Source organism: Ruegeria sp. EL01 (assembly GCF_900313035.1).
Lineage (GTDB): Bacteria > Pseudomonadota > Alphaproteobacteria > Rhodobacterales > Rhodobacteraceae > Ruegeria.
In genome coordinates this window covers 50,716-68,329 of the sequence record NZ_OMPS01000017.1, presented here as the reverse complement: position 1 = coordinate 68,329, position 17,614 = coordinate 50,716, and the positions used below count along the sequence as shown (strand labels likewise).

Annotated in this window: 21 protein-coding genes and 1 tRNA gene; 10 read left to right on the top strand and 12 right to left on the bottom strand. The window is 57.6% G+C overall.

Going from position 1 to position 17,614, the window contains the following annotated elements; translation table 11 throughout:
• On the bottom strand, positions 1–172 hold a 172-nt coding region (locus tag D9K61_RS27680), incomplete at its 3' end, for a phage integrase N-terminal SAM-like domain-containing protein (RefSeq protein WP_174235089.1).
• A 333-nt stretch (positions 173–505) separates the two neighbouring features.
• Positions 506–829, bottom strand: a complete 324-nt coding sequence (locus D9K61_RS09435; RefSeq protein ID WP_120632998.1) for an iron-sulfur cluster assembly accessory protein — start codon at positions 827–829, stop codon at positions 506–508.
• 76 nt (positions 830–905) lie between these two features.
• On the opposite strand from D9K61_RS09435, the gene D9K61_RS09430 reads away from it, so the two are divergent.
• On the top strand, positions 906–2,048 hold the full coding sequence (locus D9K61_RS09430) for a deoxyguanosinetriphosphate triphosphohydrolase (protein WP_120632997.1): 1,143 nt from the start codon (positions 906–908) through the stop codon (positions 2,046–2,048).
• Here the strand turns inward: D9K61_RS09430 and D9K61_RS09425 are convergent, their stop codons facing one another.
• A complete protein-coding gene (locus D9K61_RS09425; RefSeq protein WP_120633008.1) occupies positions 2,049–2,600 on the bottom strand; it encodes a hypothetical protein in 552 nt (183 codons plus the stop codon). It abuts the gene before it with no gap.
• 133 nt (positions 2,601–2,733) lie between these two features.
• Between D9K61_RS09425 and argS the strand changes: the two genes are divergently transcribed.
• From argS to D9K61_RS09395, 6 genes are all read left to right on the top strand, one after another.
• Positions 2,734–4,479 (top strand): arginine--tRNA ligase, encoded by a 1,746-nt coding sequence (gene argS / locus D9K61_RS09420; protein ID WP_120632996.1) that lies wholly within the window; start codon positions 2,734–2,736, stop codon positions 4,477–4,479.
• 88 nt (positions 4,480–4,567) lie between these two features.
• A complete protein-coding gene (locus D9K61_RS09415) occupies positions 4,568–5,632 on the top strand; it encodes an SPOR domain-containing protein (protein WP_120632995.1) in 1,065 nt (354 codons plus the stop codon).
• The gene (nagZ, locus tag D9K61_RS09410; RefSeq protein ID WP_120632994.1) at positions 5,629–6,636 is read left to right on the top strand and encodes a beta-N-acetylhexosaminidase; all 1,008 of its coding nucleotides are present in this window, start codon (positions 5,629–5,631) and stop codon (positions 6,634–6,636) included. The genes D9K61_RS09415 and nagZ overlap by 4 nt, the downstream gene beginning before the upstream one ends.
• A complete protein-coding gene (locus D9K61_RS09405) occupies positions 6,626–7,414 on the top strand; it encodes a ScpA family protein (protein ID WP_120632993.1) in 789 nt (262 codons plus the stop codon). Before nagZ ends, D9K61_RS09405 begins: the two co-directional genes overlap by 11 nt.
• Complete coding sequence (gene scpB / locus D9K61_RS09400) at positions 7,411–8,067, top strand: SMC-Scp complex subunit ScpB (RefSeq protein WP_120632992.1); 657 nt, start codon at positions 7,411–7,413, stop codon at positions 8,065–8,067. The genes D9K61_RS09405 and scpB overlap by 4 nt, the downstream gene beginning before the upstream one ends.
• A 66-nt stretch (positions 8,068–8,133) precedes the next feature.
• Positions 8,134–8,376, top strand: a complete 243-nt coding sequence (locus tag D9K61_RS09395) for a hypothetical protein (RefSeq protein ID WP_120632991.1) — start codon at positions 8,134–8,136, stop codon at positions 8,374–8,376.
• A gap of 3 nt (positions 8,377–8,379) precedes the next feature.
• Here the strand turns inward: D9K61_RS09395 and D9K61_RS09390 are convergent, their stop codons facing one another.
• The 8 genes from D9K61_RS09390 to D9K61_RS09355 form a co-directional block, all read right to left on the bottom strand.
• The gene (locus D9K61_RS09390; RefSeq protein WP_120632990.1) at positions 8,380–9,459 is read right to left on the bottom strand and encodes a 2'-deoxycytidine 5'-triphosphate deaminase; all 1,080 of its coding nucleotides are present in this window, start codon (positions 9,457–9,459) and stop codon (positions 8,380–8,382) included.
• 61 nt (positions 9,460–9,520) lie between these two features.
• A tRNA-Pro gene (locus D9K61_RS09385) sits at positions 9,521–9,597 on the bottom strand.
• Between the two features lie 61 nt (positions 9,598–9,658).
• The gene (locus D9K61_RS09380) at positions 9,659–10,243 is read right to left on the bottom strand and encodes a MerR family transcriptional regulator (protein ID WP_120632989.1); all 585 of its coding nucleotides are present in this window, start codon (positions 10,241–10,243) and stop codon (positions 9,659–9,661) included.
• A 22-nt stretch (positions 10,244–10,265) separates the two neighbouring features.
• Positions 10,266–10,568: an integration host factor subunit alpha gene (gene ihfA, locus D9K61_RS09375; protein ID WP_120633007.1), complete on the bottom strand. Its 303-nt coding sequence runs from the start codon at positions 10,566–10,568 to the stop codon at positions 10,266–10,268.
• Positions 10,569–10,664: 96 nt separating this feature from the next.
• Positions 10,665–11,636: a beta-ketoacyl-ACP synthase III gene (locus D9K61_RS09370; protein WP_120632988.1), complete on the bottom strand. Its 972-nt coding sequence runs from the start codon at positions 11,634–11,636 to the stop codon at positions 10,665–10,667.
• 21 nt (positions 11,637–11,657) lie between these two features.
• Entirely contained in the window at positions 11,658–12,746 is a 1,089-nt protein-coding gene (gene plsX / locus D9K61_RS09365; RefSeq protein ID WP_120632987.1) for a phosphate acyltransferase PlsX, read from the bottom strand.
• A 24-nt stretch (positions 12,747–12,770) separates the two neighbouring features.
• Positions 12,771–12,977, bottom strand: coding sequence for a 50S ribosomal protein L32 (gene rpmF, locus D9K61_RS09360; protein ID WP_037316137.1), 207 nt, complete (start codon positions 12,975–12,977; stop codon positions 12,771–12,773).
• Positions 12,978–13,182: 205 nt separating this feature from the next.
• Positions 13,183–13,719: a DUF177 domain-containing protein gene (locus D9K61_RS09355; RefSeq protein WP_120632986.1), complete on the bottom strand. Its 537-nt coding sequence runs from the start codon at positions 13,717–13,719 to the stop codon at positions 13,183–13,185.
• Positions 13,720–13,803: 84 nt separating this feature from the next.
• Between D9K61_RS09355 and D9K61_RS09350 the strand changes: the two genes are divergently transcribed.
• From D9K61_RS09350 to D9K61_RS09340, 3 genes are all read left to right on the top strand, one after another.
• Entirely contained in the window at positions 13,804–14,277 is a 474-nt protein-coding gene (locus tag D9K61_RS09350; protein ID WP_120632985.1) for an outer membrane protein assembly factor BamE, read from the top strand.
• 99 nt (positions 14,278–14,376) lie between these two features.
• The gene (locus tag D9K61_RS09345) at positions 14,377–15,117 is read left to right on the top strand and encodes a GNAT family N-acyltransferase (RefSeq protein WP_120632984.1); all 741 of its coding nucleotides are present in this window, start codon (positions 14,377–14,379) and stop codon (positions 15,115–15,117) included.
• 68 nt (positions 15,118–15,185) lie between these two features.
• Positions 15,186–16,994 carry an ABC-F family ATP-binding cassette domain-containing protein gene (locus D9K61_RS09340; RefSeq protein ID WP_120632983.1) on the top strand — a complete coding sequence of 603 codons (1,809 nt, stop codon included), beginning with the start codon at positions 15,186–15,188 and terminating at the stop codon, positions 16,992–16,994.
• 73 nt (positions 16,995–17,067) lie between these two features.
• Here D9K61_RS09340 and D9K61_RS09335 read toward each other — a convergent pair whose 3' ends face one another.
• Positions 17,068–17,613: a sugar O-acetyltransferase gene (locus D9K61_RS09335; protein ID WP_120632982.1), complete on the bottom strand. Its 546-nt coding sequence runs from the start codon at positions 17,611–17,613 to the stop codon at positions 17,068–17,070.
• Between the last annotated feature and the right edge of the window lies 1 nt (position 17,614).

Genomic DNA, 17,614 nt, shown 5'->3' with positions numbered 1-17,614 from the left:
GTTGGAACGCCCTGAGCTCTTCCGGTGTCGCTGTGTCCGGCGAGTGCCCGAGAAACCGCGTGAAGTCGCGCATCGCCCGCAGGTACATCGTCTGCGTCTTGGGCTGCAGCCCCTTGATCCGCATGTCTTCGAGAAAACGCTGGCGCAGCGCAGGCACATACTGGTCCGTCATCGGAACCTCCTGTCATCAGATTGAGAAGGTCCCAATCGTCAGACAGGCGCGCCCATCTACAAAATCGTAGCGTCCATTTAGTGTGCATCACTCGCCACAAGCGCCAATACCGCGAGAGCGGTTTCGTCCATGTCCGCACTCCCGCCATTGGGTCAGAAATGCTTGAGGTTTGGGTCAGAATTGCAAGAGGCGCTCCCATGATCAGATTCAGAATTTCCGACCTAGCGTGCAAAAGGTTCGAGACGTTTCACACAGCGCAACTATCCGAGAGTGGACCCCTGCTTCATCTGGCTGAAAATATCCTGGGGGTTTGGGGCATAGCCCAACGGGCGATCACATGGAAAATGATGTGCCGCAGCCGCAGGATGAGGTGGCATTGGGATTGTTGATCACAAAGCGCGCACCGATCAGCTCCTGCGTGAAATCGATGACGGCGTTTTCTAGAAATGGTAGCGAAATCGAATCTACGATCACCTTCTGACCTTTGCCTTCCAACACCAGATCATCTTCTTTCGGCTCATCCAGCGCGATCTCGTATTGAAATCCGGAACACCCGCCGCCTTCTACCGCGACGCGCAGGGCCTGACCCTGATCCGCGGCGCCGATTTCGGCGAGCCGTTCAAAGGCGCGTTCTGTGACTGATGGGGGCAGATTCATGCCGGACTCCAAAGGTTTCTTTCCTCTACGCTCTACAATATAGAAAGTACAAGGACAGGCGACAAGGACAAGACCATTGGAGCGAGCAGGTTTTGCCTCCGATCCAGGCCGCGCAAGGGGGCGGCTTGTGCCGGAGGAAGAAAGCAGTTTCCGGACGTGCTTTCAACGCGACCGGGATCGGATTATTCATGCGAGTGCCTTCCGGCGGCTCAAACACAAAACGCAGGTGTTTGTGGAACATGAGGGTGACAACTACCGTACACGACTGACCCATTCGATTGAAGTGGCTCAGGTGGCGCGTACGATTGCGGGTGCGCTGAGATTGAATCCCGAATTGACCGAAGCGGTTGCCCTGGCCCATGACCTTGGGCACACACCATTTGGCCACACCGGGGAAGATGCGTTGCACGCGCTGATGAAGCCCTATGGCGGGTTCGACCATAATGCCCAAGCCATTCGGATCGTGACCAAGCTGGAACGTCACTATGCCGGTTTTGATGGTTGCAATCTGACGTGGGAGTGCCTTGAAGGTATTGCCAAACACAACGGTCCGGTACTGGGTGAACTGCCCTGGGCACTGGCGGAGTTCAACGAACATTTTGACCTGGAGCTGCACACGCATGCCAGTGCCGAAGCGCAGGTCGCGGCGTTGTCCGACGACATCGCCTACAACAACCACGATCTGCTGGATGGGCTGCGGGCCGGGTTATTCTCCGATGACGACATCGGGCAATTGCCTATTGTTGGGGATTGCTATGCGGAAGTTGACCGCAAATACCTAGGTTTAGAAGCCTATCGTCGACGCCACGAGGCGTTGCGCCGCGTGTTCGGCGTTATGGTGGCCGATGTCATCGATACATCCGCCGATTTGCTTGCTGGGTCAGGTGCGCGAACGGTCGAAGATATTCGCAACATTGGCTACCCGGTGATCCGGTTTTCCGATGATCTTTGGGCGCAGCTGAAAGAAATCAGGGCCTTTTTGTTCACGCGGATGTACCGCGCACCCAGCGTCATGACTGTTCGGGACGAGGTAAGCAAAGTCGTTGAGGACCTGTTTCCCATATATCTGCATGATCCCAAGCAAATGCCTGCGCGTTGGCACGACGATATCGAGGCGGCAGAGAGTGAGACGGCGCTGGCGCGAATTGTCTCGGACTATATTGCAGGGATGACGGATCGCTTTGCTCTGCAGGATCATGCAAGGCTTAATGGGGGCTGATCACTCAACCCCGATATAGGCCAGCGCCCAGACCTGTTGCCCTGATTGCTCTTGCTCAAGATCGGCGTCATCAGTGGGCGGGAACACGATCATTGTTGGGCCATAGCCACCGATTCCCATCGGCGCACCATCCGCGTGGGTGGCGACAATCGGTTGATGTGCAGTGATGCTGTCCCATGGAATTTCTGCCTGATACCCGTCCATGGCCATGGGCTTAGCCATCTTGCCCTCGGCCCCTGCCATTTTCATGACTTCTGAAAGATACGGGCCGGAAAAGGCGATGTCGCGTTGGTTGCCTTCCGGTCCATAGGTGATGGTGATCTCAACTTGCTCAAGCTGATCCAACAACGCGGCGTCAAAGCCTGCCGCACCGTTATGCTGAACGTCAAGAAACCCAAGCAACCCGCCATCATTTTCGCCGCGCGCGGGCTGGTTGGTCTGGGTCACGGCGCCGCCCAGCGTTAGCAACACATGGCCTTGCGGAGAGGGCATGTCAGCCCATAGCGGTGTCGCAGTTGTCAGCAGCAGGCTAAGCGGCAGTATGAGGCGCATGGTTCGATCTCCGGTTCTTGGGTCTGCGCCGAGACTAGCGAGCTTTGACGCGAAACCAAGCCCAAACCGATCGCTTGCATTGACCTTGCCGCCTTGCGTGATAAACCGCCCGGCAAGCAAAAGGACATCCGAAATGAACCTGTTTTCCGAGATCCGCGGCCTGGTGCTGGATGCGCTGGCACAGATGCAGTCCGACGGGGCTCTGCCCGATGGGCTCAGCTTTGACAACGTGGCGGTCGAACCGCCGCGCGATGCGGCACATGGAGACATGGCGACAAACGCGGCGATGGTTTTGGCGAAGCCCGCCAAGATGAAGCCGAGAGACATTGCCGATCTGTTAGCCGCAAAGTTGGCGGCGGATGACCGGATCATAAGTGCCGAAGTGGCAGGGCCTGGTTTCCTTAACTTGCGGCTTGCGCCATCGGTTTGGCAAGGCGTTCTGGCCGCAGTGTTGGAGCAGGGCACTGACTATGGCCGCTCGACCATGGGGCATGGGCAGAAGGTCAACGTGGAATACGTCTCGGCCAACCCGACCGGCCCTCTGCATGTGGGCCATACGCGGGGTGCTGTTTTTGGCGACGCGCTGGCAAGCCTGCTGGCTTATTCCGGTCACGAGGTGACGCGCGAGTACTATATCAACGATGGCGGCGCGCAGGTCGATGTGCTGGCGCGCTCGGCCTATGAACGTTATCGCGAGGCCAACGGGTTGAGCCCTGAGATCGCTGAAGGGCTTTATCCCGGCGATTATCTGATCCCGATCGGTGAGGCGCTGAAAGAGAAGTATGGCGACAGCCTGATCGACAAGCCCGAAAGCGAATGGCTGGAAGATCTGCGTGAGTTCTCGACCGAAGCGATGATGGACCTGATCCGCGCCGACCTGAAGGCGTTGGGCGTCGAGATGGACGTGTTCTTCTCGGAGAAGTCGCTGTACGGCACAGGTCGGATTGAGGCTGCGCTGAAGTCGCTGACCGACAAGGGCCTGATCTACGAAGGCGTGCTGGAGCCACCAAAAGGTAAAAAGCCCGAGGATTGGGAACCGCGCGAGCAGACGCTGTTCAAATCGACTGAACATGGCGACGATGTAGACCGCCCGGTGAAGAAGTCGGATGGCAGCTGGACCTATTTTGCGCCGGATATCGCCTATCACTACGACAAGGTGACCCGTGGTTTTGATGCGCTCATCGATGTGTTTGGCGCTGACCATGGCGGCTATGTGAAACGGATGAAGGCCGCTGTGTCAGCTCTTTCAGATGGTCAGGTCTCGCTGGATATCAAGCTGACCCAGCTGGTGAAGCTGTGGAAGAATGGCGAGCCGTTCAAGATGTCCAAACGGGCAGGGAACTTTGTCACCCTGCGCGATGTGGTCGATCAGGTCGGGCCGGATGTGACGCGGTTCGTCATGCTGACCCGTAAGAACGACGCGCCATTGGATTTCGATTTCGACAAGGTGCTGGAGCAGAGCCGCGAGAACCCCGTGTTCTACGTGCAATACGCCCATGCCCGCGTCATGAGCGTGCTGCGTCGCGCGGCTGAGGCTGGAATCGACGCGCAGGATACTGCCCTTAAAGGCGCTGACCTTGGCAAGATTGATCACGTATCCGAACTGACGGTTGCCAAGAAACTGGCCGAATGGCCACGTTTGATCGAAATAGCTGCGCGTACGAATGAGCCGCACCGTGTTGCATTCTATCTGTATGAACTTGCGGGGGATTTCCACGCTCTGTGGAATAAGGGCAATGACGAAACCCAATTGCGCTTTATTCAGGATGGCGATGTAGCCACAAGTCAGTCAAAAATCGCATTGGCGCGCTCCGTTTCTGTTGTGATTTCAGCGGGCTTGGGTATTCTTGGCGTTACTCCGGCGCAGGAGATGCGGTAGCCAATATCGCCCGAACCGCCGGTCTGAGGCAGACAAGAAATGACCCGCGCGCCCTATTTTACTGGCGCAACCGGGCAGTGAGGCGGATATGTCGAGTTACGATTACTCGGGGCAAACGCGCCCCGAGCAGATGCAATACACGAATCAAGCGTATTCTGACGATGCGTATGATTATCCCGAAGATATGCAAGATTATGAGCCCCCGCGCGGCGCAGCCGGGTTGGGTCGCGCCGTCAATATGCTGGGCGCAGTCGCCTCATTGGCGCTGGTCGCAGGTGTCGCCGTTTGGGGATATCAGTTGGTCATGCGCGACGTCAGCGGCGTACCCGTAGTGCGCGCGGCGGAAGGGCCGATGCGCATTCAACCGGAAAATCCGGGTGGAACACCTGCCGATCATCAGGGCCTTGCGGTCAATGCTGTCGCGGCCGAAGGCTCGGCCGCGGCCCCGGCGGATCGTCTGATCCTTGCGCCGCGCCCGGTTTCCCTCACAGATGAGGATTTACCGGCAGGTGAGTTGAGGCCGACACCGGCGCTCCATGTGGTTGAAGAGCCGATTTCTAACAAAGAAGCTGCCGAATTGCGTCAGAATGCGGTGGATGCCCTGGTTGCAGAACTGGCCGGACAAGCCGATTCATCGGGCCACCCAACAGAGCAACGCATACAACTGGCTGCACTGTCAACACCAGCAGAAGAACCGGCCATCGACCCTGTGGATTTGGCGGCATTGCTGCCAGACCCTGCTATCGCAGCGCTGCCGGGCGTGCGTCGGTCCTTGCGGCCACATAACCGTCCGGCCCGTGCGTTCAGTAGCAGGGTGTCGCCAAGCGAAACTTCCGAAGATGCGATCAACTCAGCCGTCAAAGCCGCTGCTGGCCTTGATGTCGATCCCGACACCCTGAGCAAGGGCACACGCATGGCGCAGCTCGGCGCTTATGAAAGCGCTGATGTCGCAAAGGCGGAGTGGGCGCGATTTGATGGTCGCTTTGGTGAATATATGAATGGGAAACAACGTGTTATTCAGCAAACTTCAAGTGGAGGTCGCACCTTCTACCGACTGCGTGTGCTTGGGTTCGAAGACCTGAGCGACTCGCGCCAATTCTGTGCCGCTTTGGTCGCCCAGGGCGCTGATTGTATCCCGGTAGCGGTGCGGTGACATTTGGTGCCACGATCACCGATGCCGAAGGGCTACGCCTAAACCCGGAAGAACGGGCCTTGTTCCGCCAGATTAACCCGTTTGGGTTTATCCTGTTTTCTCGCAATATCGAAAGCGCTGATCAGGTGCGCGCCTTGTGCGACGATTTCCGCGAGGCTGTCGGGCGCAATTGCCCGATCACCATTGATCAGGAAGGTGGACGGGTCCAACGCCTGCGTGCACCTTTGGCGCGCGAATGGAGGTCACCGCTGGATCATGCCATGCAGGCTGGGGATGAGGCCGAGAGGGCCATGTATCTGCGGTATCGGCTGATCGCGGATGAGCTTTTTTCTCTGGGGATCGACAGCAATTGCGCGCCGATGGTGGATGTCGCCCAGCCGGAAACGCATGCGTTTTTGCGCAACCGCTGTTATGGGACAGATGCCAAAACCGCGTCCCGGATCGGTCGCGCCGTTGCACAAGGGCATCTGGATGGCAGCGTCTTGCCGGTTGTAAAGCACATCCCGGGCCACGGCCGCGCGACCTTGGACAGCCACCATGATCTGCCGCATGTGGATCTGTCGCTGGATGAGCTGGAGCACAACGATTTCGCTCCGTTTCGTGAGTTGAACGACCTGCCAATGGGCATGACGGCGCATTTGGTATACGACCAGATCGACCCGCAGCCAGCCACGATTTCGGCGCCGATGATGGGCTTGATCCGCGATAAGATCGGCTTTGATGGTCTGGTGATGACCGATGACATTTCGATGAAAGCGCTCAGCGGGTCGTTGTCCGAGTTGGCCGGGTTGTCCTTGAAGGCGGGATGTGACGTGGTTCTTCATTGTAACGGAACCTTGCCCGAACGCGCCGCAGTCTTGGAAGCTGCAGGCGAGATGTCAGACACGGCACAAACCCGCGCGGAACGGGCTTTGGCCATGCGCAAAGCCCCGCAGGAACTTGACATACAGGCCGCCGAGGCGGAACTATCCCGCCTAATGGGCGGGCAGGTGTATGAACGATAACCTTTTCAGTGAAGACCCGGTCTCGGTCGCGGATCGGCTTGCAGCCGAAGCGCTGATTGTTGATGTGGACGGGTTCGAAGGCCCGCTTGATGTGCTGCTGACATTGTCACGGACGCAAAAGGTCGATCTGCGCAAAATTTCCGTTCTTGCACTGGCTCAGCAATACCTGGCCTTTGTCGAAAAGGCTCGCGCGTTGCGGATTGAATTGGCGGCGGATTATCTGGTTATGGCCGCATGGCTGGCCTTCTTGAAGTCCCGCTTGTTGCTGCCGCCCGACCCGGATGACGAAGGCCCATCTGGCGAAGAACTTGCGGCGCATCTGGCATTTCAACTGGAACGTCTGCAGGCCATGCGCGATGCGGCGGCGCGCCTGATGGCGCGCGATCAACTGGGGCGAGATTTCTTCCGGCGCGGGCAGGGCGAAGATGTCACCCGCATCCGCACCGTAACGTATTCCGCCACGTTGCTGGACCTGATGCAGGGCTATGCACGGATCCGCACACGTGATGAATTCCGGCCCTTTGTCATGGACCGTAACGCGGTGTTCACGATGGAACAGGCGCTGGAACGGATGCGCCCGCTGATCGGGTTCGCCGGAACCTGGACTGATATGGAAACCTATCTGCCCGAGGGCTGGGATGCTGATCCGGTGCGCAAGCGCTCGGCCACTGCGGCGACGTTTGCAGCCTCGCTGGAGTTGGTGAAAGAAGGACATATGGAGATGAAGCAAAGCGAGAGCTTTGCGCCGATCCAACTGCGCAAGAGGACCGAGACTTGACTGACGCCCCCAAAAACGATGGCTCCGGCACCCTGTTCGGGGCGCCTCCGCTGGCTGAGCAGGAGCGTATGGTCGAGGCTGTGTTATTTGCCAGCGCTGAACCCGTGACGATTGCCGATCTCGAAGTACGGATGCCTCATGGCAGCGACGCGGCGCAAGCGGTGGAAGTTCTGCAAAAGCGCTATGAAGGGCGCGGTGTGCGTGTGGTCAAGGTGGGTGAGGCCTGGGCCATTCGAACCGCCCCCGACCTGGGGTTCCTGATGCAAAAGGAAACCGTTGAGACCCGCAAGCTTAGCCGGGCCGCGATCGAAACTTTGGCTATTGTAGCCTATCATCAGCCCTGTACCCGGGCCGAAATCGAAGAGATCCGGGGCGTGTCGGTGTCGCGTGGAACCATTGATCAACTCCTTGAAATGGAGTGGATTCGTCTGGGCCGCCGTCGCATGACACCGGGCCGTCCGGTGACCTTTGTGGTGACGCCGCAGTTTTTGGACCATTTCGGGCTGGAAAATGCGCGTGACTTGCCGGGCCTTAAGGAATTGCGCGCAGCTGGCTTGCTGGAAAACCGGCCACCTCCGGGTGCGATGCCAATCGGCGAAGGAAGCGACGACGAAGCGGACGAGGATCAAACCGAACTGTTCGAGGAAGAGTGATCGATCAGCCCTTTTGTTGCCGCACAGATTGCTTATGTTGTGGGGCAAGAAACCGGAGCTGGACAGATGAACGCAAATCGGATCATCGACATGATCGTGCGCCAGGTGGTCCGCCGCCTTGTGACGCGAGGCGTGAACAAAGGGTTTGATCTGGCTGATCGGACCTCCCGCAAACCAGGCCATACATCCGCACCACCCGGTGATGCTGAAGCCAAGCGCCAGATGGCAGAAAGATCGGGACGGCAAAAACAGAACATGAAACAGATATGGCGACTGAGCCGTCAGATGCGCCGGTTCATGAGGTTCTGAAGATCAGCCTGGCGCCTTGAAATGCTTAGACAATTTCAGGCCCTGACCCTGATAGTTCGACGCAATGCCTGCACCGTACAGCTGCGTTGGCATTTCGGCCATGCGTTCATAAACCAGCCTGCCAACAACCTGTCCGTGCTCCAGCACAAAGGGCGCTTCGTGACAGCGGACTTCCAAAACACCACGCGAGCCAGCGCCACCTGCTTCGGCATGACCAAAACCGGGATCAAAGAAGCCGGCATAATGCACGCGGAATTCGCCAACCATCGCCAGGTAGGGGGCCATTTCAGCTGCATAAAGGGGTGGGATATGCACCGCTTCGCGACTGACCAGGATGTAGAAGGCGCCGGGGTCCAGGATGATGCGACCGTCCTTGGTACGTACTTCTTCCCAGTAATCCTGCGGATCATATCCACAGACGCGATCCAGATCGATCACGCCTGTATGTGGTTTGGCGCGGTATCCGACCAAATCTGTATCCGGCAATTGCAGGTCTACCGAAAACCCCAATCCGTCCTGAACTACGGCGGGCCCGTCCACCAAAGGCGAGTCTGCATGTAGCGTGTTCAGTTCATCATCCGACAAAATGGCTTGACCCTGACGGAACCGGATCTGGTTCAGCCGCATTCCAGGGCGCACCAGAACCGAGAAAGAACGCGGGCATATTTCGGCGTAAAGCGGACCGGTGTACCCCGAGGGCACCCGGTCAAACTCGGTGCCGCCATCGGTGATTGTGCGGGTGAGCAGGTCCAACCGGCCGGTCGAGCTTTTGGCATTGGCCACAGCATTTGTGCCTGACGGAAGCGCCAGAGATTCCATAAGCGGCACAAGATAGACGCAGCCTTTTTCCAGAACGGCCCCGTCGGTGATGTCGATGCGATGCATCTCAAACTCGGTCAGACGATCCGCGACTGTTCGGCCTTCGCCAGCCAGAAACGATGCGCGCACGCGGTAAGCCACTGTTCCTAAACGAAGGTCGAGGCTGGCTGGTTGAATTTGCGCAGGCAAAACGTCTGGGCTGGCCAAGATTTCGCAACGCTCGATCATTGCTTCGATCTGCTGATTAGGGCACACGCCTGTCATTCTATTCCCCCTCTGAGACAGAAGAGGATCTGGCCTGTCTGCCATAAACGTCGGTGTGATTTGGTCGGGCTAGCAGGACTCGAACCTGCGACCTTCCGTCCCCCAGACGGACGCGCTACCAGGCTGCGCCATAGCCCGACGTTGAGGTGTTCATAAAGACTTTCCCGGCAGGGGCAAGAGGAAAACAAAGCCTTTTTACCTATCCTGCCACTCGGTTCTCAATTCGATTCAACAGGGTACGCAAATCTTTGGCAAGAGGTGCAATCTGGCGCAAAAGCTGATCGTCAAACTGCGTTTTGCTCCAGGCTTGCGTTGCGATTCCACCCAGCAAGGGGGCTTCATCCAAGTATTCTGGCGCAGCAGATTTCTGAGGTTCTGACAGTGGGGTCGCCGGTTCATCCGTATTCTCAAGATCCATATGGATCTGCTCAGCCGATGGGGCTGCATCTTGTTCGGATGAAAAGGGCACAACAACTGCGTTATCGGCGTCTGCCGTTTCGGGCATGTCATCCAGGCTCGGAGACAGCGAGGCCACATGAGCCACACCCTGTTCGCGCAAAATGCGTTGAACGCCTTTGATCGTAATCCCTTCCTGATGCAGCAACCGTTTGATGCCGCCCAGAAGGCGCATGTCATTCGGACGGTAATATCGACGTCCGCCAGCACGTTTGACCGGTTTCACCTGTGTGAACCGGCTTTCCCAGAAGCGTAGAACGTGTGCCTGAACACCGAGCCAATCCGCAACTTCACTGATGGTGCGAAAGGCGTCGGGGGACTTGCTCATAACCGTTATGTCCTGAATCTACTTACTTACGGTTCCCGGCCGCGACGCGATCCTTCATCAGGTGCGACGGGCGGAAGGTCAGCACGCGACGCGGCTGAATAGGAACCTCTTCACCGGTTTTGGGGTTGCGACCGATGCGGGCGGTTTTGTCCCGAACGCTGAACGTTCCAAAAGATGATATCTTGACCTGTTCCCCACGCACCAGCGCGTCAGACATGTGATCAAGAACGCTTTCGACCAGCTGCGCGCTTTCATTGCGTGAAAGACCGACTTCACGAAAAACGGCCTCGCTCAGATCCATTCGGGTCAGTGTTTTGTCGCCCATGCTTTTTCCCCTGTTGATGGTAAAGCATAGGGCGATGCGAAATTCGCTGTCAATATCAATGAATTGCAAGCGGCTGTGTAAGCTGGAAAGTGCCTGTCACCAGCGCAGAACCACGGCACCCCAGGCCAGACCCCCGCCTATGGCTTCGGTCACGATCAGATCACCGGGCTTTATCTGTCCGCGCTGTTTGCCGACGGACATGGCCAAAGGAATCGAGGCCGCAGAGGTATTGCCATGATCCTGAACCGTCACCACGACGTTTTCCATCGGCAGGCCCATTTTCTTGGCTGTGCCCTGAATAATGCGGATATTGGCTTGATGTGGGACGATCCAGTCCACATCGGCGCTGCTTAGACCGGCACCCGCAAGGGCCGTTTCCGCGGTCTTTGACAGCTTTTCAACGGCATGGCGAAACACCTGATTGCCCTGCATCCGCAAATGACCGGTGGATTGCGTCGACACGCCGCCATCAACATACAGCAAATCTTTGTACCGACCGTCCGAGTTCAGATCGGTGGACAGAATACCCCGATCCTCAGCAGTTCCCTGACCCTCTTGTGCTTCCAGCACCAACGCGCCTGCGCCATCCCCGAACAGAACGCAGGTAGAGCGGTCGGTCCAGTCCATGATTCGCGAAAACGTCTCGGCGCCGATCACCAGAACGCGTTTGGCCTGACCGGACAGGATCAGTGCATTGGCGTTGCTGAGGGCAAAGACAAAACCGGCACAAACCGCTTGTACGTCAAAGGCGAAGCCTTTGGTCATACCCAGACGCGCCTGAACCATTGTCGAGGCGGATGGAAATGTCAGGTCCGCCGTCGACGTCGCCAGAACGATGGCATCTATGTCGTCGGCTTGAAGCCCGGCATCTTTCAATGCAGCCTCGGCTGCTTTGGTTGCCAGATCAGATGTAGTTTCACCTTCGGCAGCGAAGTGGCGGCGTTCGATCCCCGAGCGGGTGCGGATCCACTCATCGGTTGTATCCAGTGATTTTTCAAACTCGGAATTAGGGACGACACGTTCCGGCAAGTAATGCCCGACACCTACAACAACTGAACGGCTTGCCATTCTGGGGTACTGCCTTTTTTGTTATTTTTCGGTCTGCGGCGCAGCCTGCGCGGCATCTTGTGCAAGCTGGGCAGTCGATGCAACCCGTGCCGCCAATTTTTCCGCAAATCCGGACTCTGCCAGGGTAAAGGCCAGCTTTACGGCCGCTGACACACCTGTTTCGTCGGCCCCGCCGTGGGATTTCACAACCGTTCCATTCAGCCCCAAAAACACGCCACCGTTGACACGGCGCGGATCAATACGCTTTTTCAGGCGTCCCAGCGACGTGATCGCCAGGATCGATGCCAGACGCGACAGGGGGCTGTATTTGAAGGCCTGGCGCAGCAGATCGCCGATCAAGCTTGCTGTGCCTTCGCCGGTTTTGATTGCGACATTGCCGGTAAACCCGTCCGTCACAATGACATCTGCTTTATCGCCGGGAATGTCGCTGCCTTCGACGAAACCCACGAAGTCAAAATTTGCCTGATCCGCGAATTCCGAGATCATGCCGTGCGCTTCCTTAAGCTCGGGCCGACCTTTGTGTTCTTCCGTGCCCACATTTAGTAAGCCGATACGAGGGCGGTGCAGCGCCATCCCGTTGCGGGCGTACGACGCACCCATCAGCGCAAATTGCAGCAGGTCCTTGGCATCAGCGCGTACATCAGCGCCGACATCCAGCATAACGTTAAAACCCTGAGGATTTCGTGATGGCCACAGGATCGCAATGGCCGGTCGGTTTACGCCCGGCAGTTTGCGCAGGCGCATCATCGACAGCGCCATCAACGCTCCGGTGTTGCCACAGGACACCGCACCATGGGCCTCGCCATCGCGCACGGCCTCCAATGCTGACCACATCGAGGTCTGCTTGCCGTTGCGCACAACCTGGCTGGGCTTGTCCTCCATGGTGACGACATCGGGACAATCACGAAAAACGACGCGCCCATCAAGGACACGTCGTTTGGCGACTAGTTTGCGCAGCGCAACTTCTGGACCGTGCAGCATGAACCCGATTTCCGGGTTCTTCTTAGCGGATCGCGCAAGCCCTGCAATGACGACCGAAGGACCAGAGTCCCCACCCATAGCGTCAACCGAGATGGTGATCCGATCGGGTTGCGTGGGCTGTTCAGTCATTCCCTGGCCTGCGTTCAATCAGGCTTAGGCCGCGTCTTCGTCCAGGTCGATTTCGTCGGCCTGTGCGACGACTTCGCGATCGTCATAATGGCCGCAGGACGCGCACACGTGGTGCGGGCGCTTCAGTTCACCGCAGTTGGCGCATTCGTTCGGGTTTGCAGCAACCAGAGCGTCGTGCGCGCGGCGGTTGTTGCGGCGCGACTTGGAAACTTTGTTCTGTTGGACAGCCATGGTCTCAACCTTTGTCTACTAAGGGCGAGCAGATTCGCTGCCAGCCGGGTTTCATATTCCGTTTTATCGAGGTTCGACGCGCGTTTAGGGGACGAGCCCCGCAATGTCCAACCCAAAATCCGATGAGCGCGCGAAAATACTGCGATTCTCGACATGTTCAAGCGCTTTTTCTGACCGCCTGCTATGACAGGAAATCAAACCCCTGTCACTCGTCTTTTTTGAGCGTGTCGCGCAATCCTGCCAATCCGGCAAAGGGTTTCACATCCTCGTCTGTCATCGGTTGTTTGCCGGGTTCAGTATAGTCAGCAGACTCCAATTCAGCGCCATCCTTGCGCGGATATTGTGGCAAAGCCAGCGACAGTGCTTCGATCATGACCTGGTTGGGGTCAATCTCGGGACCCAAAGGTTCGGTCTCATCATCTTCGGGGATTTCGTATTCGGGTTCGTCGGGATTGGTCCAGTTGGCGACAAACACACGGGACACCGGAATGTCGATTCGGGTCGTCACCGGCTCAAGCGTCACGACACAGGGCTGAACGACGGTTGCCCCCAGTTTACCGGTCAAAGCCCAGTCCCGCTTGCCCTGAGTGCGGACCTCGCCTGCAAAGCTGAGTTTTCGCAGTCCCAGCAGTTCAAGCTCGTTCTTGATGTCGCTCAGCGCTTCTGCACCGGGGCGCAGACTGAAGGTCGTCGGGGCGTTTTGCGGCAGATCGGCCACCCGCAGTGAAGTCACGTTGCTCATTCGAGAGTCTTTCCTGTGTTGAACCGTGGCAGCGGTTTCTGTAATCGGATAGAAGCCGCAAGAGGCCAAGGCAAGAGGGTGTGCATGTTGAAGGTTGTGAATAGGGTGAAACCGGCGACGAAATCGCTTGTCTTTGTTGCCTGCCTGGCAATTGTCAGCGCATGTACGCCGATCTTCAAGAATCATGGATATGTGCCGCCCGCCGAGGAGTTGGCGGAAATCCAGGTCGGCAAAGACACGCGTGACAGTGTAACCGAAGCTATCGGTGCGCCCGGTGTTTCGGGGGTCGTACAGGATTCCGGCTTTTATTATGTCCGGTCACGTGTCCGCCACTACGGCCCGAAAAAGCCGGAAGTTGTCTCACGTGAACTTGTGGCCATCAGCTTTGATCAGCGCGGTGTTGTTCGAAACATTGAACGGTTTGGGCTTGAAGACGGGATTGTTATTCCGCTTGAGCGCCGCGTGACTGATTCCAATGTTCAGGACAAAGGCTTCCTGCGTCAGCTGCTGGGCAACATCGGCAACTTCAACCCGGGCAACGTCCTTGGATCCAACTAATTCGTGCCAACATCTTGTGATGGTCACACGGCAGTCACATGTCGTGTGATACGGAACGCGCAAGGACTTGATCGGTCAGCAACCGCGGAGGATGCGACCATGGCAACGGCAGTTTTGTTGAACAAAGGGCGATATCAGGCCCGTTTGGCGCAATCGGCCAGGGATATTGCGGCGGCACAGGGGCTGCGCACGTTGGCCTTTGGCACAAAGCAATCCGACCAGGACGATTTTGATGCGCTATGCGCCCATATTCTGGTCGAGGACATGTGCTCGGATGGCCAACTGGTGTGCTGCTTTCGCATGTTGACGATGGCAGATGGTCGCGAGATCGGGCGCAGCTATTCGGCCCAGTTTTACGACTTGTCCTCTCTCGCGGATTTCAGCGGTTGCATGGTGGAAATGGGCCGGTTCTGCGTTCACCCTGACTGGACAGATCCCGATATCTTGCGGGTCGCGTGGGGGGCAATGACCACCTATGTGGATCAGAACGTTGTCGAAATGCTGTTTGGCTGTTCGTCCTTTGCGGGAACCGAAACCACCGAATATTTTGATGCATTTGCGATGCTTCGGGACCGCCACCTCGGCCCAAAGCGATGGTTGCCGCGGGTCAAGGCGCCGGACGTTTTTCGGTTTGCGTCACGATTGCGCCGTAGGCCGGACGCGAAAAAGGCGATGCTGAGGATGCCACCGTTGCTGCGAACCTACCTGATGATGGGTGGCTGGGTCAGCGATCATGCGGTCGTGGACCGGCATATGAATACGTTGCACGTGTTCACGGGTTTGGAAATCGGGGCGATTCCGCCCGCCAGGAAACGATTGTTGCGGGCGGTCGCTGGATAATCTGAGTATTTTTGAAAAGGTGAATTCAGGGCGTTGACGCCTTGTGTCCACCGGTTTAGCTGGCGGGCATGGCGAGAATTCCTTTGTTGCAGATGTCCGGCATTTCCCTGACTTTCGGGGGTGATCCGGTGTTTTCCGGCTTGGACCTTGTTGTTCAACCGGGCGATCGCGTCGCTTTGGTGGGGCGCAACGGGTCTGGCAAATCCACTTTGATGAAAGTGATGGCTGGTCTGGTTGAAGCGGATCAGGGCGATATCGTGATTCCGCCGGGCAAATCGGTTGGATACATGGAGCAGGACCCAACCATGGAGGGGTTTGCGACGCTTGGCGACTATGCCTCCAGCGGATTGGAGCCGGGTGAGCTTTATAAGGTTGAGCGTGCGGGTGAGGGATTGAAGTTCGATCCTTCCCGTCCGGTTGACACGGCCTCGGGCGGGGAGCGGCGGCGCGCGGCGCTGGCCAAGCTAATGGCCGAGGCGCCCGATTTGATGTTGTTGGACGAACCGACCAACCATCTGGATATCGAAGCGATCGCGTGGTTGGAGCGTGAGCTGGGCGCGACGCGGGCGGCTTTTGTTCTGATTTCTCACGACCGGGCGTTCTTACGTGCTCTGACCCGTGCCACCCTGTGGATCGACCGGGGTGCCGTACGGCGGCAAGAACAAGGGTTTGAGGCTTTCGAGGTCTGGCGCGACAAGGTTTGGGACGAGGAAGACCAGCAGCGCCACAAGCTGAATCGCCTGATCAAATCCGAGGCGCGCTGGGCTGTCGAAGGCATCAGCGCCCGTCGCAAGCGCAATCAAGGGCGTGTCCGGGCGTTGCAGGCGCTGCGGGCCGAGCGGGCATCGCAAATCAAGCGGCAGGGATCCGCCGCCATGGCATTGGAATCGGGTCCGAAATCCGGACGCAAGGTGATTGAAGCCAAGGGCGTTTCCAAAGCCTTTGACGACCATCAGATTGTCCGTAACTTTGACCTTTTGGTTCAGCGTGGGGATCGCGTGGCCTTTGTTGGTCCGAATGGCGTGGGCAAAACCACGTTGCTGAAAATCCTGCTGGGACAGGAAAGCCCGGATGAGGGCGCAATTACCCAGGGAACCAATCTGGAAGTTGCGGTTTTTGATCAGACCCGCGCGCAGCTGGACCCGGAGATGACCCTGTGGGACAGTCTGACCGGAGATCCTGAGATGCGGGTCTCGGGCAAGGCTGATCAGGTGATGGTAGGTGGTCAGCCCAAGCATGTTGTGGGCTATCTGAAAGAATTCCTGTTCGACGAACAGCAGGCAAGAGCAGCCGTTAAGTCCTTGTCCGGAGGGGAAAAAGCACGACTTTTGCTGGCAAAGTTGATGGCAAAACCCTCGAACATGCTGGTGCTGGACGAACCGACCAACGATCTGGATGTCGAGACTTTGGACCTGTTGCAGGAACTGCTGGACGATTATGCCGGTACCGTCCTTCTGGTGAGCCATGATCGTGATTTTCTGGACCGTGTTGCGACGACAACCATCGCGATGGAGGGGCATGGTCGCGCGACGGTGTATGCTGGTGGGTGGTCGGATTACATCGCGCAGCGCGGTGATCATGTAGAATTAAAAGAAGAAAAAACAAGAAGTTCAAAGCCAAAGATAAAGCAAGATGCCAAGCCCAAAACAGGCCTGTCATTCTCAGAAAAGCATCGGCTTGAGAAACTGCCATCCGAGATCTCCCGCCTGGAAGCCGAGATCGCTAAGCTTGAAGAGCTGATGTCGGACCCTGAGCTGTTTACCCGCGAGCCGGTCAAATTTCAGAAAGCCACAGACGCACTGGTCGAGCGGCATGAAAAACTATCGGCCAGCGAAGAGGAATGGCTAACGCTGGAAGAGAAGGCCGAAGGGCAATAGGGATGACCTGTACGTTCTGGAAGACCCGGATCTTTCGAGTTGTACAACATTCTGACGGCTGCAACTCGACTGTTTAGTCGATAGCGCGCGCAGGGTTCCCGACAACGGTCTGACCCGGTGCCACATCTTTGGTTACCACGCTGCCTGCACCGATTATTGCGTTATCGCCAATGGTGACACCAGGCAGGATGATGCCCCCCCCACCAACCCAGACATTGCTGCCGATTGTGACGGGCAGTGCGATCTCTAGCCCTTTGGCGCGTTCGACCGGGTCTTTCGCATGCTGCGCGCAATAGATCTGGCTGTTGGGCCCGAACATCGTCTCGTCGCCAATTTGCACGCGGGCCGTATCCAGAATGACGCAACCGGTGTTGAAATAGACCCGGTCCCCAAGGTGGATGTTCACGCCATATGCGCAATGAAATGGCGCTTCGACAAAGCAATCAGCGCCAGCGCGCGCGAACAAGGCGTGCAGGGCCGGTGCCATCGCACCTCTTGTATCGGGGTCACAGCTGTTATGCGCATGCACCGCGCGGCGCGCTTGGGCACGCAGCGCGTCAAGTTCCGGGTCCAGGCAGCAATACCAACTGCCAGCTTCCATCTTGTCCCGCTCGGTCATG

What these genes read in the sequence shown, in the direction of transcription:
- D9K61_RS09435 (WP_120632998.1), bottom strand. Translation starts at nt 829, where the DNA reads ATGAATCTGCCCCCATCAGTCACAGAACGCGCCTTTGAACGGCTCGCC.
- D9K61_RS09425 (WP_120633008.1), bottom strand. Translation starts at nt 2,600, where the DNA reads ATGCGCCTCATACTGCCGCTTAGCCTGCTGCTGACAACTGCGACACCG.
- argS (WP_120632996.1), top strand. Translation starts at nt 2,734, where the DNA reads ATGAACCTGTTTTCCGAGATCCGCGGCCTGGTGCTGGATGCGCTGGCA.
- D9K61_RS09415 (WP_120632995.1), top strand. Translation starts at nt 4,568, where the DNA reads ATGTCGAGTTACGATTACTCGGGGCAAACGCGCCCCGAGCAGATGCAA.
- D9K61_RS09405 (WP_120632993.1), top strand. Translation starts at nt 6,626, where the DNA reads ATGAACGATAACCTTTTCAGTGAAGACCCGGTCTCGGTCGCGGATCGG.
- D9K61_RS09395 (WP_120632991.1), top strand. Translation starts at nt 8,134, where the DNA reads ATGAACGCAAATCGGATCATCGACATGATCGTGCGCCAGGTGGTCCGC.
- D9K61_RS09390 (WP_120632990.1), bottom strand. Translation starts at nt 9,459, where the DNA reads ATGACAGGCGTGTGCCCTAATCAGCAGATCGAAGCAATGATCGAGCGT.
- D9K61_RS09380 (WP_120632989.1), bottom strand. Translation starts at nt 10,243, where the DNA reads ATGAGCAAGTCCCCCGACGCCTTTCGCACCATCAGTGAAGTTGCGGAT.
- ihfA (WP_120633007.1), bottom strand. Translation starts at nt 10,568, where the DNA reads ATGGGCGACAAAACACTGACCCGAATGGATCTGAGCGAGGCCGTTTTT.
- D9K61_RS09370 (WP_120632988.1), bottom strand. Translation starts at nt 11,636, where the DNA reads ATGGCAAGCCGTTCAGTTGTTGTAGGTGTCGGGCATTACTTGCCGGAA.
- plsX (WP_120632987.1), bottom strand. Translation starts at nt 12,746, where the DNA reads ATGACTGAACAGCCCACGCAACCCGATCGGATCACCATCTCGGTTGAC.
- rpmF (WP_037316137.1), bottom strand. Translation starts at nt 12,977, where the DNA reads ATGGCTGTCCAACAGAACAAAGTTTCCAAGTCGCGCCGCAACAACCGC.
- D9K61_RS09355 (WP_120632986.1), bottom strand. Translation starts at nt 13,719, where the DNA reads ATGAGCAACGTGACTTCACTGCGGGTGGCCGATCTGCCGCAAAACGCC.
- D9K61_RS09350 (WP_120632985.1), top strand. Translation starts at nt 13,804, where the DNA reads ATGTTGAAGGTTGTGAATAGGGTGAAACCGGCGACGAAATCGCTTGTC.
- D9K61_RS09345 (WP_120632984.1), top strand. Translation starts at nt 14,377, where the DNA reads ATGGCAACGGCAGTTTTGTTGAACAAAGGGCGATATCAGGCCCGTTTG.
- D9K61_RS09340 (WP_120632983.1), top strand. Translation starts at nt 15,186, where the DNA reads ATGGCGAGAATTCCTTTGTTGCAGATGTCCGGCATTTCCCTGACTTTC.
- D9K61_RS09335 (WP_120632982.1), bottom strand. Translation starts at nt 17,613, where the DNA reads ATGACCGAGCGGGACAAGATGGAAGCTGGCAGTTGGTATTGCTGCCTG.